We start from the raw sequence: 26,678 nt of genomic DNA on the forward strand, positions 1-26,678 counted from the left end.
TCACATGTGAGTTTCATGACCGCTGTGTGACAGCGATGGTGTATCGCCCCTGCCGCTCGCGTTGGCCGGTGAACCCTTCCATATGGCGCGCTCGCGCGAACGCGGGTCCGGATCGGAGTCGCCCCGCGTGACCAGTGCCACTCATCTTCTTGAGCGCGCGTCCTCTGGCGGGGCGATGCCGGCCAGCGTCACGGGACTGTCGCAATGCCGACACGGGGCTGTCACACAAACGTCGTGCAATGGCCACCCAACGGGCACGCCCCGTCCTTCCACTCTGCCTTCTCCCAGGAGATTTCCGTGCTCAACTCGATCAAATCCCGCGTCGCGCTGCTCGCGCTCGCCTCGGCCTTCTCGGCGCAGGCGTTCGCCGCCGACGTGACCGGCGCCGGCGCGTCGTTCGTGTACCCGGTGATGACCAAGTGGTCCGCCGACTACGCCAAGGCCACCAGCAACCGCGTCAACTACCAGTCGATCGGTTCGGGTGGCGGCATCGCGCAGATCAAGGCCGGCACGGTGGACTTCGGTTCGTCCGACGCCCCGCTGAAGCCGGAAGAACTGGCCAAGTACGGCCTGGCGCAGTTCCCGTCGGTGATCGGCGGCGTGGTGCCGGTGCTGAACGTGGCCGGCCTGAAGCCGGGCCAGCTGAAGCTGGACGGCCCGACCCTGGCCAACATCTTCCTGGGCACCATCAAGACCTGGAACGACCCGGCCATCGCCGCGCTGAACCCGGGCGTGACCCTGCCTGCGCAGCGCATCACCGTGGTCCGCCGTTCGGACGGTTCGGGCACCACCTTCAACTTCGTCAACTACCTGTCCAAGGTCAGCCCGGAGTGGAAGAGCAAGGTCGGTGAAGGCACCACCGTGCAGTGGCCGACCGGCGTGGGCGGCAAGGGCAACGAAGGCGTCGCCGCGTACGTGAAGCAGATCAAGGGCGGCATCGGCTATGTCGAACTGTCCTACGCGCTGCAGAACAAGATGGCCTACGCCAGCCTGAAGAACGCCTCGGGCGCCTTCGTGCAGCCGAGCGAAGAGAGCTTCGCCGCCGCGGCCGCCAGCGCCGAATGGGGCAAGTCGAAGGACTTCTACCTGGTCATGACCAACGCCCCCGGCGCGAACTCCTGGCCGATCACCGCCACCAACTTCATCCTGATGTACAAGGCGCCGAAGAAGGGCAACAAGGACGCGCGTGATTTCTTCCGCTGGGTCTACGCCAATGGCGACGCCCAGGCCAAGTCGCTCGACTACGTGCCGCTGCCGCCGGCGCTGGTGCAGCAGATCGAAACCTACTGGAAGGCGAACCTGAAGTACTGATCGCACCCCGCCGGCACGGTCTCTCCCCGTGCCGGCCCGATGCGGCGTCCCTCCCACGCCGGCGTCACCGGGCGGACCTTCGGGTCCGCCTTTTTGTTGGTCGCGGCGCTGGCAGTCGTCGCATGACGGCACGAGATGGCGATGTCATCACGCTGTAACAAAAACATCATTTCATAGCGTGGATCACACACGACCTGTCTGGAGAGTCCATGCACATCCGCACCGCCCGCCTGGCCACGCTGGCCCTGGCCACCGCCTTCTTCGCTGCGGCCTGCGGCGGCAAGACCGACGCACCAGCTACCACTGCCGGCACCGACGCGGCCCCGACCGCCGCCGCTGGCGCGCAGAAGATCTCCGCCGAACTGACCGGCGCGGGCGCGTCCTTCATCTATCCGCTGATGGCGCGCTGGTCCACCGACTACAACAAGGCCACCGGCGCCAAGATCAACTACCAGTCCATCGGTTCCGGCGGCGGCATCGCGCAGATCAAGGCCGCGACCGTCGACTTCGGTTCGTCCGACAAGCCGCTGTCGCCGGAAGAACTGGCGCAGGCCGGCCTGGCGCAGTTCCCGTCGGTCATCGGCGGCGTGGTCCCGGTGATCAACGTCGAAGGCCTGCAGCCAGGCCAGCTGAAGCTCAGCGGCGCCGTGCTGGCCGACATCTTCCTGCACAGGATCACCACCTGGAACGACCCGGCGATCGTCGCGCTGAATCCCGGCGTCGCCCTGCCCGCCGGCAAGATCAATACCGTGCACCGCTCCGATGGTTCGGGCACCACCTTCAACTTCGTCAACTACCTGTCCAAGGTCAGCCCGAACTGGAAGGCGAAGGTCGGCGAAGGCACCTCGGTCAACTGGCCGGGCGGCGTGGGCGGCAAGGGCAACGAGGGCGTCGCCGCCTACGTGCGCCAGCTGAAGGGTTCGATCGGTTACGTCGAACTGGCGTACGCCGAACAGAACAACATGTCGTACGCGTCGCTGCAGAATGCCGCCGGCCAGTTCGTGAAGCCTACCGCCGAGAATTTCGCCGCCGCGGCCGCGAGCGCCGACTGGGCCAATGCCAAGGACTTCAACCTGGTCATCACCAACGCGCCGGGCGAGCAGGCCTGGCCGATCACCGCGACCAACTTCATCCTGGTCTACAAGCAGCCCAAGGACGCGGCCAAGGCCAAACACACGCTGGCGTTCTTCAAGTGGGCCTACGAACAGGGCCAAGCGCAGGCCAACGAACTGGACTACGTGCCGCTGCCGCCCGAACTCGTCGGCCAGATCGAGCAGTACTGGAGCACCGAGATCAAGCTCTGATCCGTGCACCGACCCGCGGGCCGTCCACGAGGGCGGCCCGCTGTCATCACGCGGTAACCGCAGCACCGTGCACTAGCGCTTCACACGCCAACCGCCCCCTCCCCACTCCCCGGGTTGCATGAACGCCACCGCCCTCCCCGCTTCATTGACGGACGTGCGCACCGCGAAAGACGCGCGCGCCGACACGCTGTTCCGGCTGACGCTGACCGGCGCCGGCCTGTTCGTCCTGTTCTCCCTGATCGCCGCCGCCGTGTCGATGCTGTGGGGCGGCCGCGAAGCCCTGCAGACCTTCGGGCTGGGCTTCTTCACCAGCACCGAGTGGAACGTCGGCACGCGCGAATTCGGTGCCCTGGTGCCGATCTTCGGCACCTTGGTCAGCGCCGGCATCGCCATGCTGATCGCGGTGCCGGTGAGCTTCGGCATCGCCGTGTTCCTGACCGAAGTCGCGCCGGCCTGGATGCGCGGCCCGGTCGGCATGGCCATCGAGCTGCTGGCCGGCATCCCCTCGATCATCTACGGCATGTGGGGCCTGTTCGTGCTGGCGCCGCAGCTGAGCGAACACGTCTATCCGTGGATCAACGACACCCTCGGCCAGTTGCCGCTGGTTGGCGTGCTGCTGTCGGGCCCGCCGCTGGGCATCGGCATGATGACCGCCGGCCTGGTGCTGGCCATCATGGTGATCCCCTTCATCTCGTCGGTGATGCGCGAGGTCTTCCTGACCGTGCCGGGCCGCCTGAAGGAGTCCGCCTATGCACTCGGCTCGACCAAGTGGGAAGTGGTCTGGGACATCGTGCTGCCGTATACCCGCTCCGCGGTGATCGGCGGCGTGTTCCTCGGCCTCGGTCGCGCACTGGGTGAAACGATGGCGGTGACCTTCGTCATCGGCAACGCCTACGCGATCAGCCTGGCGCTGCTGGAACCGGGCACCTCGATCGCGGCGACCATCGCCAACGAATTCGCCGAAGCCACCGACCCGCTGCACAAGGGCTCGCTGCTGCTGCTCGGCTTCACCCTGTTCGTGCTGACCTTCATCGTGCTGGCGATCGCCCGCCTGATGCTGCGCCAGCTCGCCAAGCGGGAGGGCAACTGATGTCCGCTCCGCTCTATACCTGGCGCAAGGTCAAGAATGCCGTCGCGCTGTCGCTGTCCATCGTCGCCGCGCTGTTCGGCCTGATGTGGCTGGTCTGGATCCTCTGGACCACGATCACCAAGGGCATGGGCAGCCTCAACCTGGACCTGTTCACCCAGATGACACCGCCTCCGAACGAGCCGGGCGGCCTGGCTAACGCGCTGTTCGGCAGCGTGGTGATCAGCCTGCTCGCGATCCTGCTGGGTACGCCGATCGGCATCGCCGCCGGCACCTACCTGGCCGAGTACGCCAACAAGCACTGGCTGGGCGAAACCGTCCGCTTCGTCAACGACATCCTGCTGTCGGCCCCGTCCATCGTGCTTGGCCTCTTCATCTACACCGTGATGGTGGCGCAGATGGGCCACTACTCGGCGTGGGCCGGCGCGGTGGCGCTGGCGTTCATCGCCCTGCCGGTGATCGTGCGCACCACCGACGAGATGCTGCGGCTGGTGCCGCAGCAGATGCGCGAGGCCGCGCTGTCGCTGGGCGTGCCGCAGTGGAAGGTCATCACCCAGGTGCTGATGCGCTCGGCGCTGCCGGGCATCGTCACCGGCATCCTGCTGGCGCTGGCGCGCATCAGCGGCGAAACCGCGCCACTGCTGTTCACCGCGTTCAACAACCAGTTCTGGAGCACCGATCTCAACCAGTCCATGGCCAACCTGCCGATGGTGATCTTCCAGTACGCGATGAGCCCCTACGACTCGTGGAACTCGCTGGCCTGGGCCGGTGCCTTCCTCGTCACCGGCATGGTGCTGGTGCTCAGCCTGATTGCGCGAACCATCCTTCTTCGAAACAAGGTGACCCATGAATGACGCCGCCCGCATTGCCGTGGTGACGCCGCAGCGCCACGACGACCTCGCCGCGCCGGCCAGCGTGAAGCTGGCGGCCAAGGGCCTGGACTTCTACTACGGCGATTTCCATGCGCTGAAGAACATCGACCTGGAAATCCCGGAAAAGCGCGTCACCGCGCTGATCGGTCCCTCCGGTTGCGGCAAGTCCACCCTGCTGCGCATCTTCAACCGCATCTACTCGCTGTATCCGAAGCTGCGCGCCACCGGCGACGTGCTGCTGGACGGCGAGAACATCCTCGACGCCAGGTACCCGATGAACCGCCTGCGCAGCAAGGTGGGGATGGTGTTCCAGAAGCCGGTGCCGTTCCCGATGACGATCTTCGAGAACGTCGCCTACGGCATTCGCCACCACGAACGGATGAACAAGGCCGACCTCGATGTGCGCGTCGAACAGGCGCTGCGCCAGGCCGCGCTGTGGGACGAGGCGAAGGACAAGCTGAAGCAGAGCGCACTGGGCCTGTCCGGTGGCCAGCAGCAGCGCCTGTGCATCGCGCGCGCGGTCGCACTGCGCCCCGACGTGATCCTGCTGGACGAGCCGACCTCGGCACTGGACCCCATCTCGACCAGCAAGATCGAACAGCTGATCGAAGAGCTGAAGCACCAGTACACCATCGCCATCGTCACCCACAACATGCAGCAGGCGGCACGCGTCTCCGACTACACCGCCTTCATGTACCTGGGCGAGCTGGTGGAGCACGACGCCACGTCGACGATCTTCTCCAACCCCGGCAAGCAGCAGACCGAGGACTACATCACGGGCAGGTTTGGCTGACCGCCGTGATTCGCAATGTGTGATTGGTGATTCGCAAGAGCGACAACCCCAGCGGCGGCTTGCGCCAATCCCGGATCACGGATCACCAATCACGGCTCCACCCATCACCCATCACCCATCACCCATCACGGTCTCCCCATGAACACCCAACCCAACGACCATATCGTGAAGAGCTACGACGAAGAACAGCGCCGCATCGTGGCCGAGATCGTGCGCATGGGCGAAACCGCCGTCGCCCAGCTGGAGGCCGCGCTGGACGTGGTCGAACGCCGCGACGACAAGGCGGCCCAGCGCATCATCGCCAACGACGAAGCGATCGATGCCATCGAGCACCAGGTCAGCCACGACGTGATGCACCTGGCGCTGCGCGGCCCGATGGCGCGCGACCTGCGCGAGATCCTCGCCGGCCTGCGCATCCCGGCCGACATCGAGCGCATCGGCGACTACGCCGCCAACGTGGCCAAGCGGTCCATCGCCCTCAACGTGTCGCCGCCGATGCCGCACATCACCGGCCTGCGCGCGCTCGGCAAGCTGGCGGCGCGGCAGGTACGCGACGTGCTGGTCGCCTACCAGAACGGCGACGCCGAACAGGCCGTGCAGGTGCGCGAGCGGGATGCCGAACTGGACGCGCACTACACCGCGCTGTTCCGCGAGCTGCTGACGTACATGATGGAAGACCCGCGCAACATCACGCCCTGCACGCACCTGCTGTTCATGGCGAAGAACCTGGAGCGCATCGGCGACCACGCCACCAACATCGCGGAGAACGTGTGGTTCCTGGTGCATGGCGACCAGCCGCTGCCGCCGCGCGACAAGCGCGACGAGACCAGCACCACCGGCGCGGTCTGAGCCGCCTGCGGCACCGCAGCACCCGGAACGCCCCGCCCGCGCGGGGCGTTTCCGTTTCCGGCGCGGTGCATACGAACCGCTAACGTCCGGCGGCTACACTGCCGCCACTTCCCGTGCGGCCCTGCCGCACTCCTCTGGAGAGCACGACGATGTCCAAGACGAACAAGCCCGCCGCCGTTGCCATCGCCCTGGTCGGCGGCCTCGCCCTGACCGGTTCCGCCTTCGCCATGGAGCCGCTGGCGCAGGGCTACCTGCTGGCGGCCGGCGAAGCCGCCAAGGCGGGCGAAGGAAAATGCGGCGAAGGCAAGTGCGGCATGGCCAAGGTCGACACCGACAAGGACGGCAAGGTCTCGCTGGCCGAGTTCACCGCCGCCCATCCCGACAAGGCCGACAAGTTCGCCGAGATCGACACCAACAAGGACGGCTTCATCGACGCCGCCGAGCACAAGGCCCACGCCGGCGCCAAGGGCGCCGAGGGCAAGTGCGGTGAAGGCAAGTGCGGCGAGGGCAAGTGCGGCGCCGACAAGAAGACCGGCGAAACCAAGTAAGCCGATCGAAGCAGGTCCCGGCATCGCGTCGGGACCTGCTTCAGCTTGCGCATGAGTACCACCTTGTCCCTCAACACCGTCGGCCTCGGCCTGCGCCGCGCCCTGCTGGACGAACTGCTCGACGCGCCCGCCGGCACGTTCGACTTCCTTGAGTGCGCCCCGGACAACTGGATCGGCGTGGGCGGTCGCTACGGCGAGGCCCTGCAGACGCTGTCGTCGCGTCATCCGATCACCTGCCACGGCCTGTCGCTGTCGCTGGGCGGCATGGCGCCACTGGACGACACCTTCCTCGCACGCACGCGCCGCTTCCTCGATCGGCATCGCGTCACGCTGTACAGCGAACACCTGAGTTACTGCGCCGACGATGGCCATCTGTACGACCTGATGCCGATCCCGTTCACCGAGGAAGCCATCCACCACGTCGCCGCGCGCATCCGCCAGGTGCAGGACGCACTGGGCCGCCGCATCGCGGTGGAGAACGTCTCCTACTACGCCGCGCCCTACCAGGCGATGGCGGAAGTCGATTTCGTCAGCGCCGTGCTCGACGAGGCGGACTGCGACCTGCTGCTCGACGTCAACAATGTCTACGTCAATGCCATCAACCACGGGTACGATGCCCGCGCCTTCCTGGCACGCATGCCATCGGCACGGATCGCGTCGTACCACATCGCCGGCCATTACGATGAAGCCGACGACCTGAAGGTCGATACGCACGGCGCACCGGTGAAGGACGACGTGTGGTCGCTGCTCGCCGCGGCCTACGCCGCGCACGGCGTGCGGCCCACGCTGCTGGAGCGCGACTTCAATTTCCCGCCGCTGTCCGAACTCGCCGCGGAAGTGCAGCGGATCCGCGATCTGCAGGCCGCGCAGGCCATCGGGCGAACGCAGGCCACCCATGGCTGACGCGCTGCACGACCAGCAGTTCGCACTGTCGCGCCATCTGCGCGATCCGTCGTTGCATCCGCCGCCGCCCGACATCGAAGATCGGCGACTGGCGATCTACCGCGACCTGTTCTTCAACAACATCGAAGGCCTGCTGGCCGGCAACTTCCCGGTGATCCGCAAGACGCTGGGCGACGATGCATGGCGCGCACTCGTGCGCCGGTTCTATGCGGAGCACCGCAGCCAGACGCCCTTGTTCCCGGAAATCGCGCGCGAATTCATCCGCTATCTCGAGTCGCGCGACGACGACGCGCTGCCGCCCTGGCTACGCGAACTCGCGCATTACGAATGGGTGGAACTGGCGCTGCAGATCGCCGAGGACGAGACACCCATGCATGTGCCGGACGGCGACCTGCTGACCGGCGAACCCGTCGTATCGCCCTTCGCCTGGGCGCTCGCTTACCAGTGGCCGGTACATCGCATCGGTCCGGATTTCCGGCCGGACACGCCGCCGGCGGAACCCACCCTGCTGCTGGTCCGGCGCGATGCCGGCCACCAGGTGCGCTTCGCGGCCATCTCGCCACTGGTGTATCGCCTGGTAGAGCTGCTGGGCGAAGGCGGCCGTCAGGGAGCCGACGTGCTGCGCCAGTTAGCCATCGAAGCCAGCGTGGACGATGTGCCCGCATTCGTCGAGCTAGGTGCCGCCATGCTCGTGCGCATGCGCGAAGAAGGCACGGTGCTAGGGACGCGCCCGGGACCGTGATCTCTGTAGGAGCGACGTGAGTCGCGACCGGAAGGCATGAGCGACCTAGCGCGTTGCGAACGAGCGCTGGCAGTTGCTATCGGCTTCTGCCCCCGACACGGATCCTCCAGCCCGTCTCGAGACGTCGGGTTCGCAGTCGCGACTTACGTCGCTCCTACAGGGATTCATGGTCGCGGTTGTGCTTCCAGCCAAGGAAGCGTCCCTGCCCTCTGCTACCCTTTCCCCCATGGAAAACACCGCCGAATCCGCCCGCATCACCCCCATGGCCCACCGCTTCCGTGGTTACCTGCCCGTGGTGGTGGACGTGGAGACGGGCGGCTTCGACTGGAACCGGCATGCGCTGCTGGAACTGGCGGCGGTGCCGCTGGACCTGGACGAGAATGGCCTGCTCGTCTGCGGCGAGACCGCCAGCGTGCACCTGCATCCGGCGCCCGGCACCGAGATCGACCCGAAATCGCTGGAAGTCACCGGCATCGACCTGGGCCATCCGTTCCGCTTCGCCAAGCACGAGAAGGAGGCGCTGGACCATGTGTTCGCGCCGGTACGCGCGGCGGTGAAGAAGCACGGCTGCCAGCGCGCGATCCTGGTCGGTCATAACGCGCATTTCGACCTCAACTTCCTCAACGCCGCGGTCGCGCGCGTGGCGCACAAGCGCAACCCGTTCCATCCCTTCAGCGTGTTCGACACGGTGAGCCTGGCCGGCGTGGCCTACGGCCAGACCGTGCTCGCGCGTGCGGTGCAGGCGGCCGGTTTCGACTGGAATGCCGACGACGCGCACTCGGCCGTGTACGACGCCGAACAGACCGCGCGCCTGTTCTGCAAGATCGTCAACGCATGGCCCAGGCCGCTGGGCTGAACCACAGGCGCGCTAACCCTCGGCGCATCCGGTTGGTTGCGCCGGCATGCGCGAGGTCATCGCGGCACCGGCGGACGCGACGATGATCGCGGCGATCGCCAGCCACTGCGGCTGCGACAGGCGCTCGTGCAGGAACAGCAGGCCGCACAGTGCGGCGATCGCCGGTTCCAGGCTCATCAGCATGCCGAAGGTGCGGGTCGGCATCTTCGTCAGCGCCACCATTTCCAGGCTGTAGGGTATCGCGGTGGACAGCAGCGCCACCGCCAACGCAACAGGCAGCAGTGCGGGCGCCAGCAGCGCGGTGCCGGCATGCGCGACGCCGACGGGCACCGCGACCGCGGCGGCGATGCAGCTGCCGATGGCGACCGTCTGCGGCCCGTGCGCATTGCCCGCCTTCTGGCCGAACACGATGTACATCGCCCAGCACGCGCCAGCGCCCAGCGCATATGCGGCGCCGACGGGATCCAGTGCCTGCGCGCCCTGCTCCGGCACCAGCAGCACCAGACCGATCACCGCCAGCACCACCCACGCCACGTCGCGCAGGTGGCGCGAGCCCAGCAGCGCCACCGCCAGCGGGCCGGTGAATTCGAGTGCGACGGCGATGCCCAGCGGCACGGTCTCCAGCGCCTTGTAGAACAGCAGGTTCATCAGGCCCAGCGCGGCGCCGTAGAACAGCAGCAACGGCCACTGATCACGGGTGACGCGCGCGCGCCACGGCCGGAACACCGCCACCAGGATCAGCGTGGCCAGCGCAAGCCGAAGCGCGGTGGCCCCGGTCGCGCCCACGGCCGGAAACAGGCTCTTCGCCATCGACGCGCCGGCCTGGATGGACAGCATGGCGACGTGCAGCAGCGCGATCGGCTGCCAGTGGAGGGACGCGTGGGAGTTGGGGGACGACATGACCGCGGTACCTGCGTGCGCCTGGCGCGCCACGCTTGAAGGAAGGATGAATTGCGCACTATATTGCGCATACCGAAGCTTACCGGATGCGCAATATAGTGCGCAACCCCTGCCCATGAGTGTGCTGGAACACGTAGCAGAGAATGTCCGTCGCCTGCGGACAGGTGCAGGCCTCAGCCAGCAGGCGTTGGCCGAGGCGGCGGATGTCAGCCGGCGCATGCTCGTCGGCATCGAATCCGGCGACGCCAATGTCAGCCTCAACACCTTGGACCGCATCGCCGAGGCGCTGAAGGTGACGTTCGCGGACCTGGTGAAGCCGCCCGGCGCGCCCGGCCTGGACCGCATCGACGCACTGGCCTGGAGCGGCCGCACGCCGGGATCGCAGGGCGTCCTGCTGGCCACCGCACCCGCCTCACACGATGTCGAACTATGGGCGTGGACGCTGATGCCCGGCGACCGCTACACGTCGGCGGCCGACCCGGCCGGCTGGCACGAGATGTTCTTCGTCATCGCCGGCCATCTGGTGATCGAACTGCCGGATCGCGAACACGTCGTCGCGGCCGGCGACTTCTTCGTGTTCCCCAGCGATCGCGACTACGCCTACCGCAACGATGGCGACACGCCGCTGCGCTTCATCCGCAACGTCGTGCACTGATGCTTGGGCGTCACTTCTTCGGCGGAGCGATGCCGTGCCGCTGCAGGATGTCGCGCACGCGATCCAGCGGAATGGCCTCGACCGTCTCGCCGTTGCCACTGACCGTGGTCGCCATGAACAGCGAGTTGTAGATCGCTTCTTCGACCGCTTCCACGCTCGCCTGGAACACGCCGCTCATCTGTTCGTTGGCCAGTTCCGACGTCTCCAGGCGGGGCGCATCGAAGGCACGCCGGACCGATTCCGCGGTGGAGAACGCGAGGATGTAGTCGCCGCTGCCGTTCGACGCCGAACTGCCGGTGCGGCCCAGGCCCATCATCGCGCGCGAGGCGACACGACGCAGGTTGCGATCACCCAACGGCGCATCGGTGGCGATGACGATGATGATCGAGCCGTCGCCGCGATCGTCGGCCAGGCCACGGCGGCCGTCGGCCTGCATGGCGACGGCCTTCTGGAAGGCGAAGCGGTCCAGTTCGCGCCCGACCGGCGCTCCGGAAACCTGCAGCACGCCGCCGAAATTGCTCTGCACCAGCACGCCGACGGTCCAGCCGCCCAGCGAGGCGGGCAGTTTCCGCGACGAGGTCCCGATACCGCCCTTCCAGCCGAACGCCACCGTGCCGGTGCCGGCGCCGACGCTGCCTTCCTGCACGGCGCCGCCGGATGCGGTCTCCAGCGCACGGCGCACGGCGTCGGCGGTGACCGGGCGCGCGCGGATGTCGTTGAGCCCGCCATCGTTGGTTTCGCCGACCACCACGTTGAGCGAACGCACCTGCTGCATGTCGGGCTTGGCCAGCATCCACTCCGCCATCGCATCGGCGGCCTTCCACACGCACAGCGTGCAGGTCAGCAGGATCGGCGTTTCCAGTTCGCCCAGTTCGTTGACCTGCGTGCTGCCGACGAACTTGCCGAAGCCGTTGCCGACGTGCACCGCCGCCGGCACGCGCGAACGGTAGACATTGCCCGCGTGCGGCAGGATCGCGGTGATGCCGGTGCGCACGGTGTCGCCTTCCTTCAGCGTCACCTGCCCGACGCGCACGCCTGCGACATCGGTGATGGCGTTGTGCGTACCGGTCGCGAAGATGCCGGGAGCGACGCCGAGGTCGCGCGCACGGACGCGCGCTTCGTCCTTCGCGCTGGCGGAAAACGAACACGCCACCAGCGACAGCGCGGCCAGGTGGCGGAAGATCATGCGGCATTCCCTGCTCATGGTGTGCTTCTCCTACTGGCGCTGGCGGACGGCTTCGAACAGCGTGACGCCGGCCGCGACCGAGACGTTGAGGCTTTCGATGTCGCCGGGCATGGGGATCTTCACCAGTCCGTCGCAGTGTTCGCGTGTCAGCCGGCGCAGGCCGTCGGCTTCGCCGCCCAGTGCCAGCGCCACGTTGCCGCGCAGGTCGATGGAATACAGCGAGGCATCCGCTTCGCCCGCCAGGCCGTAGATCCACACGCCGAGTTGCTGCAGGTCGCGCAGGCAGCGCGACAGGTTGGTCACCTGCACGACCGGAATGCGGTCGGCAGCGCCGGCCGAGGTCTTGCGCACGGTGGCGTTGACGCCCACCGACTTGTCCTTGGGAATGATCACGGCGGTGGCGCCGGCGGCGGCCGCACTGCGCAGGCAGGCACCCAGGTTGTGCGGATCCTGCACGCCGTCCAGCACCAGCAGCAGCGCCTTGCCTTCGGCCGCTTCCACCAGACCCTGCAGTTCGTTCTCGTCCCAGGTCGGCGCGGCGGCGTAGCGCGCGGCCACGCCCTGGTGGCGCAGCGAGCCGGCCACGCCGTCCAGCGCCTGCCCGGTGACGCGGCGCACCTCGATGCCCTTGCGGCGCGCGTTCTCTTCGATCTCGGTCAGGCGCGCGTTCTTGCTGCCGCCCTCGACCAGTATCTCGCGCACGTTGTCGGCATCGTTCTCGACGGCCGACGCCACCGCATTGACACCGACGATCCACTGGTTCTGCTTGCTCATGCGCTGTACGGCCGCGTTGGAAAGGCCGGCATTATCGCACCGGTCGGCAGGTCAGCGCGGCGGCCACGCGGTCGTGTCATGGTCCGGATGCTGGAAGGACACCACCCCGGCCAGGAACGCGGCGGCCGCCTCGTCTTCTTCGGTGCGCCGCTGCGGCAGCGACGGCAGGCCGTCCACATACGGCAGCTTGCCTTCGACGCCGTACTGCACCCACGGCGCCAGCCCGGCCGGATCGTCGAAGGCGCCCGCGGCCAGCGCCACACCGTCCGGCGCCTCGTAGGTCAGCGGCGTGCCGCAGTCGGCGCAGAAGCCACGCTGCACGACGTTCGACGACCGGAAGCGCTTCGGCTCCCCGCGCGTCCATTCGAGCGATGCGCCGCGCGTGGAGACCAACGGCGCGTAGTACGCACCGAAGGCCTTCTGGCACATCCGGCAATGGCAGATCGACGCGTCCTTCAACGCACCGGTGATGCGGAAGCGGATCGCGCCGCATTGGCAACCGCCGGTGTGGATTTCGGAAGACATGCTCGCTCCCATCAGGCAAGGGAAAACAAGTAAACCAACGCCGTCATCCCGGTGAAGGCCGGGACCCAGCGACTTTCGTTTTCATCGCGATGACGCCTGTGCTCGGACACTGCGATGGAAGCCAAAGACACTGGGTCCCGGCTTTCGCCGGGATGACGGCCCTGAATCAATACTTCTTCTTCGTGCGCTTCGCCGGCTGGCCGCGTGGCGCAGGCGGCGGCAATCCACCGTCCTTCGTCTTGTCCTCGACCAGGCGGAAATCGATCTTGCGCTCCTCCAGGCTGGCCTTCAGCACGATGATGCGCACGCGGTCACCCAGGCGGTACGACAGGCCACGGCGCTCGCCGGACAGCGTCTTGCGGACCGGGTCGAAGTGGTAGTAGTCCTGCGGCAGCTGGGTCACGTGGACCAGGCCGTTGACCTTGGACTGGTCCAGTTCGACGAACAGGCCGAAGCTGGTGACGCCGCTGATGACGCCATCGAACTGGCCGCCGACGTGCTTTTCCATCCACGCCGCGCGGAAGCGTTCGTCCACTTCGCGCTCGGCTTCATCGGCGCGGCGGGCACGCTCGGAACACTGCAGCGACAGCGCCGCCATCTCGTGGGCCGAGTACAGGAACTTGTCCGGACGGCCCTTGGTGAGTGCGTACTTGATGGCCCGGTGCACCAGCAGGTCCGGGTAGCGGCGGATCGGCGAGGTGAAGTGCGCGTAGGCGTCCAGGGCCAGTCCGAAGTGGCCCGCGTTGTCCGGCGTATACACCGCCAGACTCTGGCTGCGCAGCACCACCGATTCCAGCAGCGCCACATCGGGACGCTCGCGGATCTTCTTCAGCAGCTGGGTGAAGTCGCGAGGCTGGACCTTGCCCCACGGCGGCAGACTCAGCTTGAACTCCTTGAGGAATTCGAGCAGGTCGGCGTACTTGGTTTCCGGTGGACGGTCGTGCACGCGGTACGGCGCAGGAATGTGCGCGCCCAGCAGGTAACGGGCCGCCTGCACGTTGGCCGCGATCATGCACTCCTCGATCAGCTTGTGCGCGTCGTTACGCTGCAGCATGCCCGCCTGGGCGACCTCGCCGCGGTTGTCCAGCTCGAAACGGACTTCGGACGTCTCGAATTCGATCGCGCCGCGCTGCTCGCGTGCCTTGGACAGCAGGCCGTACAGTTCATGCAGCCGTTCGACGTGCGGCAACAGCGCGCCGATCGACTGGCGCGCGTCGGCGTCGTTCTCGCCGACCGCCTTCCACACCTGGTCGTAGGTCAGGCGCGCGTGCGAACGCATCACCGCCTCGTAGAACTTCGACTGGACGACCTCGCCCTCGCCGTTGACCTGCATGTCGCAGACGAAGCACATGCGGTCGACGTTCGGATTCAGCGAGCAGATGCCATTCGACAACGTCTCCGGCAGCATCGGCACGACGTAGCCGGGGAAATACACCGAGGTCGCGCGCTTCTGCGCTTCATCGTCCAGCGGGGTGCCAGGGCGCACGTAATGGGAGACGTCGGCAATGGCCACCACCAGGCGGTAGCCGCTGCGGTTCTTCATCCGCAATCCCTGGCGGTTGCTCTCGCAATACACCGCATCGTCGAAGTCCTTGGCATCGGCACCGTCGATGGTCACCAGCGGCATCGACCGCAGGTCGACGCGGTCGCCGATCATCGACGGCTCCACCACCAGCGGCACCGCGGTGGCTTCGTCCAATACTTCCTGCGGAAATTCATGCGGCAGGTTGTGGCCGTGGATGGCGGCCTCGACCACCAGCGACGGCGTCAGGCTGTCGCCCAGCACGGCGATGACCTTGCCGATGGGCGGACGACGTGCGTCGGGCGCCTGGGTCAGCTCGACGACGACCAGCTGGCCGTCGCGCGCGCCGCCGGTAGCGTCCTGCGGGATCTGCACGTTGCGCTGGATGCGCTTGTCATCGGGCGCCACGTAGGCGATGCCGACTTCGAAACCGAAACGGCCGATCAGGCGGGTGACGCCACGCTCCAGCACGCGCGCGATGCTGCCCTCGCGGCGGCCCCGGCGGTCGATGCCGGTGACGTTGGCCAGCGCGCGGTCGCCGTGCATGACCTTGCGCATTTCATACGGCGGCAGGAACAGGTCGTCGCCGCCGCCAGTATCCGGCCGCAGGAAGCCGAAGCCATCGGGATTGGCGATCACCGTGCCGGCGATCAGGTCGGTCTGCTGGACCGGCGCGAAACCGCCGCGGCGGTTCTGCACCAGTTGTCCGTCGCGGACCATCGCGCCCAGGCGCTTGGACAGCGCATCGAACTGGTCGGGTGCGTCGAGGCCCAATGGCCCGGCGATTTCCTCCGCGGTCTGCGGACCCTCGGCCGCTTCGAGGAAGCCGAGGATGGCTTCGCGGCTGGCGATGGGTTGTTCGTAACGCCGCGCTTCCCGCTGCGCGTGCGGATCCACGAAGCGTGCGCCGGAACGGGATGCCGGGCCGGAACGGCGCGGTGGCGGACCGCCCGCCGGTGGACGCGAAGGCCCGCGCGCCGGCATGTCGGGCATCCAGGGCGGCAGGCTTTTCTTGGCGGGCTTGCCCGATGCCGCCGGCTTGCCGGTCGTACGGGAGGCGGAGGCACCGCCCTGCTTGCTTCCCTTCCCGGCGGGGGTCTTGCCGCCGCCGTGCTGTGTTTTCTTGGTCATGGCGGAATGGTACACCTCGCCTGAACACCGCCATGCGAAGGAACCGTTGACATTCCTCCGTCACCCCCACAAAATGCGCGCCTCGCTTACCTGCCCAGGTGGCGGAATTGGTAGACGCACTAGTTTCAGGTACTAGCGGGTAAAACCGTGGAGGTTCGAGTCCTCTCCTGGGCACCACGCAAAACGAAACCCTCGCGCAAGCGGGGGTTTTTCGTTTTTGGCGTCGGCCAGGCAGGAGAAGAAAGGCCTGCGTCGTCGCGCCTCACGCACCCTCACGCCGGCCCGGATTAGGCTGGCGATACACGCACGACGACGCATCACCCGGGGGGCGCGCATGGAGTTCCAGCAGATCCTGTTCCTCGCCATCCTGGCGATCACCCTGGCTCTGTTCATCAGCGAAAAACTGCGCGTCGACCTGGTGGCCCTGCTGGCGCTGCTCGCACTGACGCTGACCGACATCCTCGGGCCGAAGGAAGCGATGTCCGGTTTCGCCAGCGAGCCGGCGATCATCGTCGCCGCGGTCTTCGTGCTCTCCGCCGGCCTGTCGGCCACCGGCATCACCGAGCGCATCGGCGCGGGCATCGGCCGCGCGGCCGGCGGCAGCGAATGGCGGACGATCGCCGTGGTGATGCCGGCGACCGCGGCACTGGCGGCGTTCTCGCACCACGTGATGGTCACCGCGATGATGCTGCCGATCCTGATGCGCATCGCGCGCGAGCAGAAACTGGCCGCATCGCGCCTGCTGATGCCGATGTCGCTGGCGGCCTCGCTGGGCACGACGCTGACACTGTTCAGTGCGCCCGCGTTCCTGCTGTCGAACGACCTGATCAAACGCGCCGGCCTGCCCGCCCTCGACATCTTCGCCATCACGCCGATCGGTATCGCGCTGGTGCTGCTGGGCACGGTGTACATGCTGCTGGGCCGCTGGCTGGTGCCCAAGCGCGAGGGCGAGTCGCCGCAGGGCGACTACCTCAAACTGGACCGCTACTACACCGAACTGCTGGTCGAAGCCGAGTCGCCCTGGGTCGGCAAGACGCGGGGCGCGTTCGCCGAGGCGTTCGACGGCCGCCTGCAGGTGGTGGACTGGCTGCGCCATGGCATGCGCCGCCGCAACCAGCGCAGCGACAGCCTGCTGGCCGCCGGCGACGTACTGCTGGTGCGCGCGTCGCCGGACGAGATCGCCTCGATCCGCGACGAACCCGGCCTGGCCCTGCATGCGGTGGCGAAGTACGGCGAGAAGCCGGGCGAGCAACCCAAGTCCGAAGCGCTCGGCGAGGAACAACTGGTGCAGGCGGTGGTGGCGCCGCATTCGGAATTCGTCGGGCGCAGCGTCGCCGACATCGATTTCCTGCGGAACCTCGGCGTGGTAGTGGTGGGCCTGTGGCGGCGCGAAGGCTGGCTGCACGGCGAACTGTCGGACATGGTGCTGCAGGAAGGCGACCTGCTGGTGCTGTGGGGCCAGCAACAGCGGCTCGAACCGCTGGCGACGCACCACGGCTTCCTGATGCTGATGCCGTTCGGTGGCCAGGAGAAGCCGCGCCGGCGCGCACCGGTGGCGCTGGCGATCATGGTCGCGGCAGTGGCGGCCGCCGCCACCGAGACTCTGGCCCCGCACATCGCCTTCCTGGCCGGTGCGGTCGCCATGGTGCTGACCCGCTGCGTGGACATCGAACGCGCGTACCAGGAAATCGACGTGCGCATCTTCGTGATGATCGGTGGCGTCATCCCGCTCGGCATCGCGATGGAGAAGACCGGTACCGCCGCGCTGGTCGCCGACCTGCTGCTCAACCACACCGCGCATTGGTCGCCGCTGGTGCTGCTGCTGGTGATGTTCGGTACCGCCGCGCTGCTGACGCAGATCCTGTCCGATGCCGCCACCACCGTGCTGCTGGCGCCGATCGCGCTGGCCCTGGCCGCCGGACTGGGGTTGAACCCGGTGCCGTTCGTGGTCTGCACCGCGATGGGCGCGGTGGCGTCGTTCCTCACCCCGATCGGCCACCACGGCAACCTGCTGATCCTCAATCCGGGGCGGTACACCTTCGGCGATTTCCTGCGCGTCGGCGTGCCCCTCACACTGGCCATCGCCTTCACCACCGCCTGGCTGGCCCGCTGGCTGTGGCTGGACGGCCCGCTGCTGCCCCGTATCGGCGGCTGAGACGGGGCGGCGGGTAGAATGGCCGGGTTTTCCGCCCCGCAGACCGCACGCCCGCAATGACCGAAACGATCCGCCCCACCTTCCACGGCTTCGAACAGATCCCGCTGCGCGAGTACGCCGAGCGCGCCTACCTCGACTACTCGATGTACGTGGTGCTGGACCGCGCCCTGCCCTTCATCGGCGACGGGCTGAAGCCGGTGCAGCGGCGCATCGTCTATTCGATGAGCGAGCTTGGCCTCAATGCGGGCGCCAAGCCGAAGAAGTCCGCGCGCACCGTCGGCGACGTCATCGGCAAGTACCACCCGCACGGCGACAGCGCGTGCTACGAGGCGCTGGTGCTGATGGCGCAGCCGTTCTCGTACCGCTATCCGCTGATCGAAGGCCAGGGCAACTTCGGCTCGCCGGACGACCCGAAGTCGTTCGCCGCGATGCGTTACACCGAATCCAAGCTCACCCCCATCGCCGAAGTATTGCTGGGCGAACTGGGCCAGGGCACGGTGGACTGGACGCCGAACTTCGACGGCACGCTGGAAGAACCCACGTGGCTGCCGGCGCGCCTGCCGCACCTGCTGCTCAACGGCACCACCGGCATCGCGGTCGGCATGGCGACCGACGTGCCACCGCACAACCTCAACGAGATCGTCAGCGCCTGCGTCCGCCTGATCGATGATCCCGACGCAACGGTCGCCGACCTGTGCGAGCACGTGCGTGGCCCGGACTATCCGACCACGGCCGAGATCATCACCGCAGCCTCCGACCTGCGTTCGATGTACGAAACCGGGCATGGCAGCGTCCGTGCCCGAGCCACCTGGCGCAAGGACAACACCAACATCGTCATCGATGCCCTGCCCTACCAGGTGTCGCCGTCCAAGGTGATCGAACAGATCGCCGCCCAGATGCGCGCCAAGAAGCTGCCCTGGCTGGAAGACATCCGCGACGAGTCGGACCACGCCAACCCGGTGCGCGTGGTGCTGATCCCGCGCTCCAACCGCGTGGATGCCGAACAGCTGATGGGCCATCTGTTCGCCACCACCGACCTGGAGAAGAGCTACCGGGTCAACCTCAACATCATCGGGCTGGACGGCCGCCCGCAGGTCAAGAACCTGAAGATGTTCCTGACCGAATGGCTGGCGTTCCGCAGCGACACCGTCACCCGCCGCCTGAAGCACCGGCTGGACAAGGTGGAGCGTCGCCTGCACCTGCTGGAAGGCCTGCTGGTCGCGTTCCTCAACCTGGATGAAGTCATCCGCATCATCCGCACCGAGGACGAGCCGAAGGCCGCGCTGATCGCGCGTTTCCAGCTGAGCGAGGAACAGGCCGACTACATCCTCGACACCAGGCTGAAGCAGCTGGCCCGCCTGGAGGAGATGAAGATCCGCGGCGAGCAGGACGAGCTGCAGGCCGAGCGCGAGAAGATCGCCGGCATCCTCGACTCGAAGGCCAAGCTGAAGAAGCTGATCAAGGACGAGCTGACCGCCGACGCGAAGAAGTTCGGCGACGCGCGCCTGTCGCCGCTGGTGCAGCGCGATGCCGCACAGGCGCTGGACGAAACCGAGCTGGTCGCGAGCGAGCCGATGACGGTGGTGCTGTCGGAGAAGGGCTGGATCCGCGCCGCGAAGGGCCACGATGTGGATGCGTCCACGCTGTCCTACCGTGATGGCGACAGCCTGCTGGGCGCGGTGCGCTCGCGCAGCAACCAGCAGCTGGCGTTCCTGGATTCCGAAGGCCGCAGCTATTCGACCGCCGTGCACACGCTGCCGTCCGCGCGTGGCAATGGCGAGCCGTTGACCGGCCGCTTCTCGCCGGCGGCCGGCGCGTCGTTCCAGGCATTGGCCACCGGCGACAACGATGCGCGCTTCGTGCTGGCGTCGTCGCACGGCTACGGTTTCGTCACCCGTTTCGAGAACCTCACCGGCCGCCAGAAGGCCGGCAAGGCGATGCTCAACCTGACCATCGGCGCGAACGTCCTGCAGCCGGCGCCGGTACCCAACACCGGCACCGACCGCATCGTCGCCGTCACCAGTGCCGGCCACCTGCTCGCGTTCCCGGTCAGCGAACTGCCGGAACTCGACAAGGGCAAAGGCAACAAGATCATCGAGATCCCGAAGGCCAAGCTGGGCACCGAACGCGTGGTCGCGATCGCCGCCGTGTCACCGGGCGCGACGCTGCTGGTCAAGAGCGGCCAGCGCACGATGAGCCTCTCGTTCAAGGACCTGGACGAGTATGTCGGTGCGCGTGCGACGCGCGGCGGGTTGTTGCCGCGCGGGTGGCAGAAGGTGGATGGTCTGGATGTCCAGTGATTCACCAAACGGGCGCGCTGCGGCGCGTTCATCATCGCCACCGCCCGCTTTTCAGGTGGCGCGGCAGAAGGTTGATGGTCTGGATGTCCAGTGATTCGCCAAGCGGACACGCTGCAGCGCGTTCGTGATAGCACCGCTGTTGTAGGAGGGGCTTCAGCCCCGACGCTTTCCACATTTGAAGCGGTCGGGGCTGAAGCCCCTCCTATAGCTGTCCGGCAAGTTCGCTTCCATGTATCTACCGCGAGGACCACACGATGGATGCCGATTTCTGGTTGCAGCGCTGGCAGGAAGGGCAGATCGGCTTCCATCGCCACGACGTGATGCCGCTGCTGCAGAAGCACTGGCCGTCGCTGAAGCTGCCGGAAGGCTCGCGTGTGCTGGTGCCGCTGTGCGGCAAGTCGCTGGACATGCACTGGCTGGCGGCGCAGGGCCACCGCGTGCTGGGCGTGGAGCTGTCGCCGCTGGCGGTGACGCAGTTCTTCGACGAGGCAGGCCTGGCGCCCACGCGTACGACCAGCCGCTATGGCGAACACTTCAGCGCGGGTCCGGTCGAGATCATCCTGGGCGATGCCTTCGGCCTGGATCCGGCCTTGCTGGCGGACGTCGCCGGCGTCTACGACCGTGCGGCGCTGATCGCCCTGCCGCCGGCGCTGCGGCTGCGCTACCGCGAGACGGTGTACGCCGCCCTCCCCGCCGGCTGCCAGGGCCTGCTGATCACCGTGGAATACCCGCAGGACGAGAAGGCCGGGCCGCCATTCTCGGTGGAGCAGGCGGAAGTCGAGGCGCTGTTCGCGGCGCCGTGGCGGCATACGCTGGTGGAGCGGCGCGACATCCTCGACCAGGAGCCGCGCTTCCGCGAGGAAGGGCTGAGCGCGCTGGAGACGGCCGTCTACCGTCTCCGTCGCGGCTGATTATCCGCCGGCGGGTTCGCCGTCCAGCTTGGAGGTCAGGTACAACTCGATGCCGAGGCGCTTGATCAGACCCAACTGCTGTTCCAGCCAGTGCGCGTGGTCTTCCTCGGTGTCCTTCAGCTGGGTCAGCAGGATCTCGCGGCTGACGTAGTCGCCGTGCCGTTCGCACAGCGCCACGCCCTTGGCCAGGTGCTCCCGCACCGCGTACTCGACATCGAGGTCGCGTTGCAGCATCTCTTCCACCGTCTTGCCCGCCACGAACGGCTCCGGACGCATGTCGGGATCGCCTTCCAGGAACAGGATGCGTCGCAGCAGCGCGTCGGCGTGCTCGGTCTCTTCCTGCATCTCGTGGTCGAGGCGGTGGAACAGCGCTTTCAATCCCTGGTCCTCGTAGCGACGCGAATGGATGAAGTACTGGTCGCGCGCCGCCAGCTCGCCGCGCAGCAGGAAATTGAGGTAATCGACGACGTCGGGGTGGCCTTTCATGGGGGCGGCTCCTGGGGCGAGGCGCGCATGATGCCCCATCCTCCCGGGCGATGACCGAATCGGAATCAGTCTCGTTCGTCGCTGCGGCGCGGCAGTGACGGCCATGGCTTCCGTGGAATAATCCGGCCACCCCGCCACCCCCTTACCGCAAGGATTCCGCAATGCTGAAGTGGACCCGGCGCATCGCGCTGCTGCTGTTGGCTCTGGTCGTCGTGGCGTTGCTGGTGGCGTGGTGGTCGATGCGGGGCAGCCTGGCCCGCCTGGACGGCGAGCAGTCGCTTCCTGGTCTTTCGGCACCCGTGACCCTCCAGCGCGACGCGCTCGGCGTGGTGACCATCGATGCCGCCAGCGAGACCGACGCGGTCCGCGCGCTCGGCTTCGTGCATGCGCAGGAACGCTATTTCGAGATGGACCTGATGCGACGCAGTTCCGCAGGCGAGTTGTCGGAACTGTTCGGCTCCATCGCGGTGGACATGGACAAGGCGCGCCGGATGCACCGCATGCGCGCACGCGTGGCGGCGTCCCTCGACGGATTCGCCGGCAACCGCATGCCGCAGCTGCAGGCCTACGCCGACGGCGTCAACGATGGCCTGGGCGCATTGAAAGCGCGCCCCTGGCCGTACCTGCTGCTGCGGCAGTCGCCGCGTCCGTGGGAGGTCGCCGATTCCGCACTGGCCGGCTACGCCATGTACTTCGACTTGCAGGATGCGGACAACGTACGCGAACTGGGCCTGTGGAAGATCCGCCGCCAGGTCCCGTCCGCGCTGTATGCATTGCTGGCCCACGACGGCACCGAATGGGACGCACCGCTGCAGGGCGAGCCGCGCGGCAACGCCGTGCTGCCGACGGCCGACCAGGTCGACCTGCGTACGCTGCCGATGCCGGAGAACGGTACGCACCGGCGCCTCGCCGACAAGGGCACGCCGGGCAGCAACAACTGGGCCGTGGCCGGCGCGCTGACGGCCGACGGCCGCGCCATCGTCGCCGACGACATGCACCTGGGCCTGCGCGCACCGAACATCTGGTTCCGCGTGCGCCTGCGCTATCCGGATCCGCGCGCACCCGGCGGCAAAGTGGACGTCTCCGGCTTCAGCCTGCCCGGCCTGCCGGCGATCATCGTCGGCAGCAACGGTCATGTGGCGTGGGGCTTCACCAACAGCTATGCGGATACGGCGGACTGGTACCCGGTGAAGCCCTGCGGCAAGGGCGAGGCGCCCGATACCTGCGATGCGGTCGAGCATCATGCCGAGACGATCCGCGTCGCCGGCGCCGATGCGGTCACGCTGGACGTGCAGGACACGCGCTACGGACCCATACTCCATGCCGCAAGCGCCACGCAACCCGCGCTTGCGCTGCGATGGGTGGCCCACCAGCCGGGTTCGTTGAACTTCGGGCTGTCGGATTTCGCCACGGCCGGCGATCTGTCCGCCGCACTGTCGGTGGCCCAGCGCACGGCGACCCCGGCGCAGAACCTGGTCATCGCCGACCACAATGGCCGCATCGGCTGGCGCATCCTCGGCCCGTTGCCGTCGCGCGCGGGTTCCTGCGGCCACGCGCTCGAATCCGCGCCCGCCGACGTCACGCCGCAGCCGCCCGCCGGCTGCACACCGTGGTTGATTTCCAGCCAGCTGACGCCGGTACTTACTGCGCCGGCCGACCATCGCCTGTGGACCGCGAACGCGCGGGTGCTGGATGGCGCCGCGCTCGCCCGCGTGGGCGATGGCGGTTACGCCCTGGGCGCACGCGCGAAGCAGATCCGGGACGGCCTGCAGGCAAAGGAACGCTTCACCGAGAACGACCTGCTGGCCATCCAGCTGGATGATCGCGCGCTGTTCCTCGAACGCTGGTGGAGGCTGCTGCAGGACGAAGCGAAACGACAGCCGACAGACTCGTCCATCAACGCGCTCGCCGTCGCCGGCAAGACCTGGGAAGGCGTCGCCAGCGTCGATTCGGTGAGCTACCGGCTGGCACGCGCCTGGCGCCTGGCCGTGCACGCACGCATTGCCGATGGCCTGACCGCACCCGCGCAGGCGGCGCTGGGCGACGACTTCGTGATGCCCGACCTGCCCCAGTTGGAAGGCGTGGTGTGGCCCCTGCTGGAGCAGCGCCCCGCTCACCTGCTGTCGCGCCGCTATGCGACCTGGGACGCGTTGCTGGAAGACGCGGCGAAGGAAGTCCGCGATGATCTGGCCGAACGCGGCCCGTTGAGCGAGCGTCGCTGGGGCGAGCGCAACACCGCGAAGATCTGCCACCCGCTGGCCAACGCCCTGCCCGCGTTCCTCAAGCCCAAGCTGTGCATGCCGGGCGAACCGCTCGCCGGTGACGGCGCCATGCCGCGCGTGCAGGGTCCGGCGTTCGGTGCATCGGAGCGCATGGTGGTCTCACCGGGCCATGAAGCCGACGGCATCATCCACATGCCGGGCGGCCAGAGCGGCCATCCGATGTCGCCGTTCTGGGGCGCCGGGCACGACGATTGGGTGCACGGGCGGCCGACGCCGTTCCTGCCCGGCGCCGCGACCCACACGCTGACGCTGCGTCCGACCAACGCTCAGCCGAGGTAATGCGACGGCACCGGCAGTCCCTGCTGCCGGAAGAAGCTGAGCTGGTCGAAGTAGCCGCGCTGGAACACGATCAGGCCGTCGCGCACATGGAAGAATCCGCAGCCGCGCAGGCCCAGCGGATCGCGCCACTCAAGGATGGCCCATTCGCCATCCTCGAACAGGTTTTCGATGTTGCACACCATCGTGGCGCGACCGAACTCGATACGGAACATCCCTGCAATCGCTTCGCGGCCATGCAGTGCTTCCGTCACCACCTGGTGATTGACCGCATCCTCCGCATACAGCGCCGCCAACCCCCGGATGTCCGCCGCATTGAAGCGGCGGACCCATTCGCGCACCACGTCGGACGGCTTCATGACGGCGATGCGTCCAGTGCCGCGGCATGGACACCCGCCACGGCGCGGCCCGACGGATCGGCCATCTTCGCGAAGCTCGCGTCCCAGGCGATGGCGGCCGGCGACGAGCAGGCGATGGACTTGCCGCCCGGCACCGTCTCGGCGCAGGCCTGCCCCGGATAGTGCTGCTCGAACAGCGTGCGGTAGAAGTACGCCTCCTTGGTCTGCGGCGGGTTGACCGGGAAACGCTTGTCGGCCGCGGCCAGTTCGCGGTCGCTGACCTGGGCCTCGGCATGCGCCTTCAACCCGTCGATCCAGCCATAGCCGACACCATCGCTGAACTGTTCCTTCTGCCGCCACAGGATCGACTCCGGCAGGTAGCCGTCGAAGGCCTCGCGCAGCACGCCCTTCTCCATCCGCTGTGCGCCGGCGCTGCCCTTGTCGATCATCTTGTGCAGCGCGTCCATCTTCATCGCCACGTCGAGGAATTCCACGTCGAGGAACGGCACGCGCGGCTCCACGCCCCAGGCCATCATCGACTTGTTCGCGCGCAGGCAGTCGTAGTTGTGCAGCGCATCCAGCTTGCGCACCAGTTCTTCGTGGAATTCGCGCGCGTTCGGCGCCTTGTGGAAGTACAGGTAGCCGCCAAAGATCTCGTCGCTGCCTTCGCCCGACAGCACCATCTTCACGCCCATTGCCTTGATGCGGCGTGCCAGCAGGTACATCGGCGTCGAGGCGCGGATGGTGGTGACGTCGTAGGTCTCGATGTGGCGGATCACCTCGGGAATGGCATCGAGGCCTTCCTGGAAGGTGTAGGTGAAGCCGTGGTGCACCGTGCCCAGCGCTTTCGCCGCGATCTCGGCCGCCGCCAGGTCGGGCGAGCCTTCCAGCCCGATGGCGAACGAATGCAGGCGCGGCCACCAGGCTTCCGTCGTGTCGTTGTCCTCGATGCGATGACGCGCGTAGCGTGCCGCGACCGCCGCGACCAGCGACGAATCCAGCCCGCCCGACAGCAGCACACCGTAGGGCACATCGGTCATCAACTGGCGGTGCACGGCACGCTCGAAGGCTTCGCGCAATTCGTCCTTCGCCAGTTGCACGCCCTCCACCGCCGCGTAGTCGCGCCACGCCGTGTCGTAGTACTTCCGTAGGGCGGGCCTTGGCCCGCCATCCTCAGCATCCGTCGAGAACTCGTAGTAGTGACCGGGCGGGAACTGCGCCACGTCCGCGCAGATCGGCGCCAGCGCCTTCATCTCCGAGGCCACGCACAGGCGGCCTTCGCGATCATGGCCCCAGTACAGCGGACAGACACCGATGGGATCGCGCGCGATCAGCGCACGTCCCTTTGCCTTGTCCCACAGCGCGAACGCGAAGATGCCGTTGAGGCGGTTGAGGAACGAAGCAGGTTCATCCTCGCGATACAGCGCGTTGATGACCTCGCAGTCCGAGCCGGTCTGGAAGGCGTAGTCCTGCGCCAGTTCCGCCTTCAGCTCGCGGTGGTTGTAGATCTCGCCGTTGACCGCCAGCACCAGTTCGCCGTCGGCCGAACGCAACGGCTGCGAGCCGCCGGCCGGATCTACGATGGCCAGGCGTTCGTGCACGAGGATGGCGCCGTCGTCGTGGTACACGCCGCTCCAGTCGGGGCCGCGGTGGCGTTGCTTCTGCGACAGCTCCAGCGACTGCCGTCGCAGCGCCTGGATGTCGTCGCCGGGCTGCAGCCCGAAGATGCCGAAGATGGAACACATGGGAAAACTCCTGGTGGGATTCGATGGGGGCACCCGGAACGAAAAAACCCGCATCTCGCGATGCGGGTTTCTGGTATCCGGCAGGTCTTTCGTTGCCTAGTCGCAGAGCCGCATCGCCCGCGTCCGATTGTTCGGGCGCAGGTTGTTGCGGTTATTGATGATGGCGGTGCGACTGGGCATGGCGCGACCGTAACCGGTCCCGTCGCAGCTTGGCAACTGTTTCATCC

23 protein-coding genes and 1 tRNA gene are annotated in these 26,678 nt (G+C 67.5%); 16 read left to right on the forward strand and 8 right to left on the reverse strand.

Translation table 11 applies throughout. The annotated features are described in order from the left end of the window. Window positions 1-297 precede the first annotated feature (297 nt). The 10 genes from pstS (V7060_RS04840) to rnt all read left to right on the forward strand — a co-directional run bounded on the left by pstS (V7060_RS04840) (window position 298) and on the right by rnt (window position 9,265). Window positions 298-1,311 (forward strand): phosphate ABC transporter substrate-binding protein PstS, encoded by a 1,014-nt coding sequence (pstS, locus tag V7060_RS04840; RefSeq protein WP_334178127.1) that lies wholly within the window; start codon window positions 298-300, stop codon window positions 1,309-1,311. Window positions 1,312-1,520: 209 nt separating this feature from the next. Further along, the gene (pstS, locus tag V7060_RS04845; protein WP_334178128.1) at window positions 1,521-2,615 is read left to right on the forward strand and encodes a phosphate ABC transporter substrate-binding protein PstS; all 1,095 of its coding nucleotides are present in this window, start codon (window positions 1,521-1,523) and stop codon (window positions 2,613-2,615) included. Between the two features lie 118 nt (window positions 2,616-2,733). Next, window positions 2,734-3,705 (forward strand): phosphate ABC transporter permease subunit PstC, encoded by a 972-nt coding sequence (gene pstC / locus V7060_RS04850; protein ID WP_334178129.1) that lies wholly within the window; start codon window positions 2,734-2,736, stop codon window positions 3,703-3,705. Further along, the gene (gene pstA, locus V7060_RS04855) at window positions 3,705-4,556 is read left to right on the forward strand and encodes a phosphate ABC transporter permease PstA (RefSeq protein WP_334178130.1); all 852 of its coding nucleotides are present in this window, start codon (window positions 3,705-3,707) and stop codon (window positions 4,554-4,556) included. The genes pstC and pstA overlap by 1 nt, the downstream gene beginning before the upstream one ends. Further along, window positions 4,549-5,367 (forward strand): phosphate ABC transporter ATP-binding protein PstB, encoded by an 819-nt coding sequence (pstB, locus tag V7060_RS04860; RefSeq protein ID WP_334178131.1) that lies wholly within the window; start codon window positions 4,549-4,551, stop codon window positions 5,365-5,367. The genes pstA and pstB overlap by 8 nt, the downstream gene beginning before the upstream one ends. A gap of 138 nt (window positions 5,368-5,505) precedes the next feature. Next, window positions 5,506-6,216: a phosphate signaling complex protein PhoU gene (gene phoU, locus V7060_RS04865; protein ID WP_334178132.1), complete on the forward strand. Its 711-nt coding sequence runs from the start codon at window positions 5,506-5,508 to the stop codon at window positions 6,214-6,216. 149 nt (window positions 6,217-6,365) lie between these two features. Then, a complete protein-coding gene (locus V7060_RS04870) occupies window positions 6,366-6,764 on the forward strand; it encodes a hypothetical protein (protein WP_334178133.1) in 399 nt (132 codons plus the stop codon). 51 nt (window positions 6,765-6,815) lie between these two features. Continuing rightward, entirely contained in the window at window positions 6,816-7,667 is an 852-nt protein-coding gene (locus V7060_RS04875) for a DUF692 domain-containing protein (RefSeq protein WP_334178134.1), read from the forward strand. Further along, window positions 7,660-8,409, forward strand: coding sequence for a putative DNA-binding domain-containing protein (locus tag V7060_RS04880; protein WP_334178135.1), 750 nt, complete (start codon window positions 7,660-7,662; stop codon window positions 8,407-8,409). The genes V7060_RS04875 and V7060_RS04880 overlap by 8 nt, the downstream gene beginning before the upstream one ends. A 226-nt stretch (window positions 8,410-8,635) precedes the next feature. Beyond that, on the forward strand, window positions 8,636-9,265 hold the full coding sequence (gene rnt / locus V7060_RS04885) for a ribonuclease T (RefSeq protein ID WP_334178136.1): 630 nt from the start codon (window positions 8,636-8,638) through the stop codon (window positions 9,263-9,265). Between the two features lie 12 nt (window positions 9,266-9,277). On the opposite strand, the gene rhtA is transcribed toward rnt, so the two are convergent. Then, complete coding sequence (rhtA, locus tag V7060_RS04890; RefSeq protein ID WP_334178137.1) at window positions 9,278-10,165, reverse strand: threonine/homoserine exporter RhtA; 888 nt, start codon at window positions 10,163-10,165, stop codon at window positions 9,278-9,280. 115 nt (window positions 10,166-10,280) lie between these two features. Here rhtA and V7060_RS04895 point away from each other — a divergent pair, with 115 nt between their 5' ends. Next, window positions 10,281-10,820 (forward strand): XRE family transcriptional regulator, encoded by a 540-nt coding sequence (locus tag V7060_RS04895; protein ID WP_334178138.1) that lies wholly within the window; start codon window positions 10,281-10,283, stop codon window positions 10,818-10,820. A 10-nt stretch (window positions 10,821-10,830) separates the two neighbouring features. Here the strand turns inward: V7060_RS04895 and V7060_RS04900 are convergent, their stop codons facing one another. The 4 genes from V7060_RS04900 to rnr form a co-directional block, all read right to left on the reverse strand. Further along, the gene (locus tag V7060_RS04900) at window positions 10,831-12,024 is read right to left on the reverse strand and encodes a P1 family peptidase (RefSeq protein ID WP_334178139.1); all 1,194 of its coding nucleotides are present in this window, start codon (window positions 12,022-12,024) and stop codon (window positions 10,831-10,833) included. 12 nt (window positions 12,025-12,036) lie between these two features. Then, window positions 12,037-12,780, reverse strand: a complete 744-nt coding sequence (gene rlmB / locus V7060_RS04905; RefSeq protein WP_334178140.1) for a 23S rRNA (guanosine(2251)-2'-O)-methyltransferase RlmB — start codon at window positions 12,778-12,780, stop codon at window positions 12,037-12,039. 51 nt (window positions 12,781-12,831) lie between these two features. Continuing rightward, the gene (locus tag V7060_RS04910) at window positions 12,832-13,305 is read right to left on the reverse strand and encodes a GFA family protein (RefSeq protein ID WP_334178141.1); all 474 of its coding nucleotides are present in this window, start codon (window positions 13,303-13,305) and stop codon (window positions 12,832-12,834) included. A 166-nt stretch (window positions 13,306-13,471) separates the two neighbouring features. Then, window positions 13,472-15,958: a ribonuclease R gene (gene rnr / locus V7060_RS04915; RefSeq protein ID WP_334178142.1), complete on the reverse strand. Its 2,487-nt coding sequence runs from the start codon at window positions 15,956-15,958 to the stop codon at window positions 13,472-13,474. 92 nt (window positions 15,959-16,050) lie between these two features. On the opposite strand from rnr, the gene V7060_RS04920 reads away from it, so the two are divergent. The 4 genes from V7060_RS04920 to V7060_RS04935 all read left to right on the forward strand — a co-directional run bounded on the left by V7060_RS04920 (window position 16,051) and on the right by V7060_RS04935 (window position 21,324). Next, window positions 16,051-16,135 (forward strand) — tRNA-Leu (locus V7060_RS04920). A 157-nt stretch (window positions 16,136-16,292) separates the two neighbouring features. Further along, window positions 16,293-18,113: an SLC13 family permease gene (locus V7060_RS04925; RefSeq protein ID WP_334178143.1), complete on the forward strand. Its 1,821-nt coding sequence runs from the start codon at window positions 16,293-16,295 to the stop codon at window positions 18,111-18,113. Window positions 18,114-18,169: 56 nt separating this feature from the next. Continuing rightward, on the forward strand, window positions 18,170-20,413 hold the full coding sequence (gene parC / locus V7060_RS04930; RefSeq protein WP_334178144.1) for a DNA topoisomerase IV subunit A: 2,244 nt from the start codon (window positions 18,170-18,172) through the stop codon (window positions 20,411-20,413). A gap of 254 nt (window positions 20,414-20,667) precedes the next feature. Continuing rightward, complete coding sequence (locus V7060_RS04935) at window positions 20,668-21,324, forward strand: thiopurine S-methyltransferase (protein WP_334178145.1); 657 nt, start codon at window positions 20,668-20,670, stop codon at window positions 21,322-21,324. Here V7060_RS04935 and bfr read toward each other — a convergent pair whose 3' ends face one another. Then, window positions 21,325-21,810, reverse strand: coding sequence for a bacterioferritin (bfr, locus tag V7060_RS04940; protein WP_334178146.1), 486 nt, complete (start codon window positions 21,808-21,810; stop codon window positions 21,325-21,327). A 161-nt stretch (window positions 21,811-21,971) separates the two neighbouring features. Between bfr and V7060_RS04945 the strand changes: the two genes are divergently transcribed. Next, window positions 21,972-24,371, forward strand: coding sequence for a penicillin acylase family protein (locus tag V7060_RS04945; RefSeq protein ID WP_334178147.1), 2,400 nt, complete (start codon window positions 21,972-21,974; stop codon window positions 24,369-24,371). Here the strand turns inward: V7060_RS04945 and V7060_RS04950 are convergent. Then, a complete protein-coding gene (locus tag V7060_RS04950) occupies window positions 24,359-24,727 on the reverse strand; it encodes a nuclear transport factor 2 family protein (RefSeq protein ID WP_334178148.1) in 369 nt (122 codons plus the stop codon). The two genes, V7060_RS04945 and V7060_RS04950, sit on opposite strands and share 13 nt — an antisense overlap. Next, window positions 24,724-26,451 (reverse strand): asparagine synthase B, encoded by a 1,728-nt coding sequence (gene asnB, locus V7060_RS04955; protein ID WP_334178149.1) that lies wholly within the window; start codon window positions 26,449-26,451, stop codon window positions 24,724-24,726. Before asnB ends, V7060_RS04950 begins: the two co-directional genes overlap by 4 nt. Window positions 26,452-26,678 lie beyond the last annotated feature (227 nt).

The organism is Pseudoxanthomonas sp., from assembly GCF_036845285.1.
Taxonomy (GTDB): Bacteria; Pseudomonadota; Gammaproteobacteria; order Xanthomonadales; family Xanthomonadaceae; genus Pseudoxanthomonas_A.

What these genes read in the sequence shown, in the direction of transcription:
- V7060_RS04900 (WP_334178139.1), bottom strand. Translation starts at nt 12,024, where the DNA reads ATGAGCAGGGAATGCCGCATGATCTTCCGCCACCTGGCCGCGCTGTCG.
- rhtA (WP_334178137.1), bottom strand. Translation starts at nt 10,165, where the DNA reads ATGTCGTCCCCCAACTCCCACGCGTCCCTCCACTGGCAGCCGATCGCG.
- V7060_RS04880 (WP_334178135.1), top strand. Translation starts at nt 7,660, where the DNA reads ATGGCTGACGCGCTGCACGACCAGCAGTTCGCACTGTCGCGCCATCTG.
- pstS (WP_334178128.1), top strand. Translation starts at nt 1,521, where the DNA reads ATGCACATCCGCACCGCCCGCCTGGCCACGCTGGCCCTGGCCACCGCC.
- V7060_RS04910 (WP_334178141.1), bottom strand. Translation starts at nt 13,305, where the DNA reads ATGTCTTCCGAAATCCACACCGGCGGTTGCCAATGCGGCGCGATCCGC.
- V7060_RS04935 (WP_334178145.1), top strand. Translation starts at nt 20,668, where the DNA reads ATGGATGCCGATTTCTGGTTGCAGCGCTGGCAGGAAGGGCAGATCGGC.
- pstB (WP_334178131.1), top strand. Translation starts at nt 4,549, where the DNA reads ATGAATGACGCCGCCCGCATTGCCGTGGTGACGCCGCAGCGCCACGAC.
- rlmB (WP_334178140.1), bottom strand. Translation starts at nt 12,780, where the DNA reads ATGAGCAAGCAGAACCAGTGGATCGTCGGTGTCAATGCGGTGGCGTCG.
- V7060_RS04950 (WP_334178148.1), bottom strand. Translation starts at nt 24,727, where the DNA reads ATGAAGCCGTCCGACGTGGTGCGCGAATGGGTCCGCCGCTTCAATGCG.
- V7060_RS04925 (WP_334178143.1), top strand. Translation starts at nt 16,293, where the DNA reads ATGGAGTTCCAGCAGATCCTGTTCCTCGCCATCCTGGCGATCACCCTG.
- rnt (WP_334178136.1), top strand. Translation starts at nt 8,636, where the DNA reads ATGGAAAACACCGCCGAATCCGCCCGCATCACCCCCATGGCCCACCGC.
- phoU (WP_334178132.1), top strand. Translation starts at nt 5,506, where the DNA reads ATGAACACCCAACCCAACGACCATATCGTGAAGAGCTACGACGAAGAA.
- V7060_RS04945 (WP_334178147.1), top strand. Translation starts at nt 21,972, where the DNA reads ATGCTGAAGTGGACCCGGCGCATCGCGCTGCTGCTGTTGGCTCTGGTC.
- pstA (WP_334178130.1), top strand. Translation starts at nt 3,705, where the DNA reads ATGTCCGCTCCGCTCTATACCTGGCGCAAGGTCAAGAATGCCGTCGCG.
- V7060_RS04870 (WP_334178133.1), top strand. Translation starts at nt 6,366, where the DNA reads ATGTCCAAGACGAACAAGCCCGCCGCCGTTGCCATCGCCCTGGTCGGC.
- V7060_RS04875 (WP_334178134.1), top strand. Translation starts at nt 6,816, where the DNA reads ATGAGTACCACCTTGTCCCTCAACACCGTCGGCCTCGGCCTGCGCCGC.
- asnB (WP_334178149.1), bottom strand. Translation starts at nt 26,451, where the DNA reads ATGTGTTCCATCTTCGGCATCTTCGGGCTGCAGCCCGGCGACGACATC.
- parC (WP_334178144.1), top strand. Translation starts at nt 18,170, where the DNA reads ATGACCGAAACGATCCGCCCCACCTTCCACGGCTTCGAACAGATCCCG.
- pstC (WP_334178129.1), top strand. Translation starts at nt 2,734, where the DNA reads ATGAACGCCACCGCCCTCCCCGCTTCATTGACGGACGTGCGCACCGCG.
- V7060_RS04895 (WP_334178138.1), top strand. Translation starts at nt 10,281, where the DNA reads ATGAGTGTGCTGGAACACGTAGCAGAGAATGTCCGTCGCCTGCGGACA.
- rnr (WP_334178142.1), bottom strand. Translation starts at nt 15,958, where the DNA reads ATGACCAAGAAAACACAGCACGGCGGCGGCAAGACCCCCGCCGGGAAG.
- bfr (WP_334178146.1), bottom strand. Translation starts at nt 21,810, where the DNA reads ATGAAAGGCCACCCCGACGTCGTCGATTACCTCAATTTCCTGCTGCGC.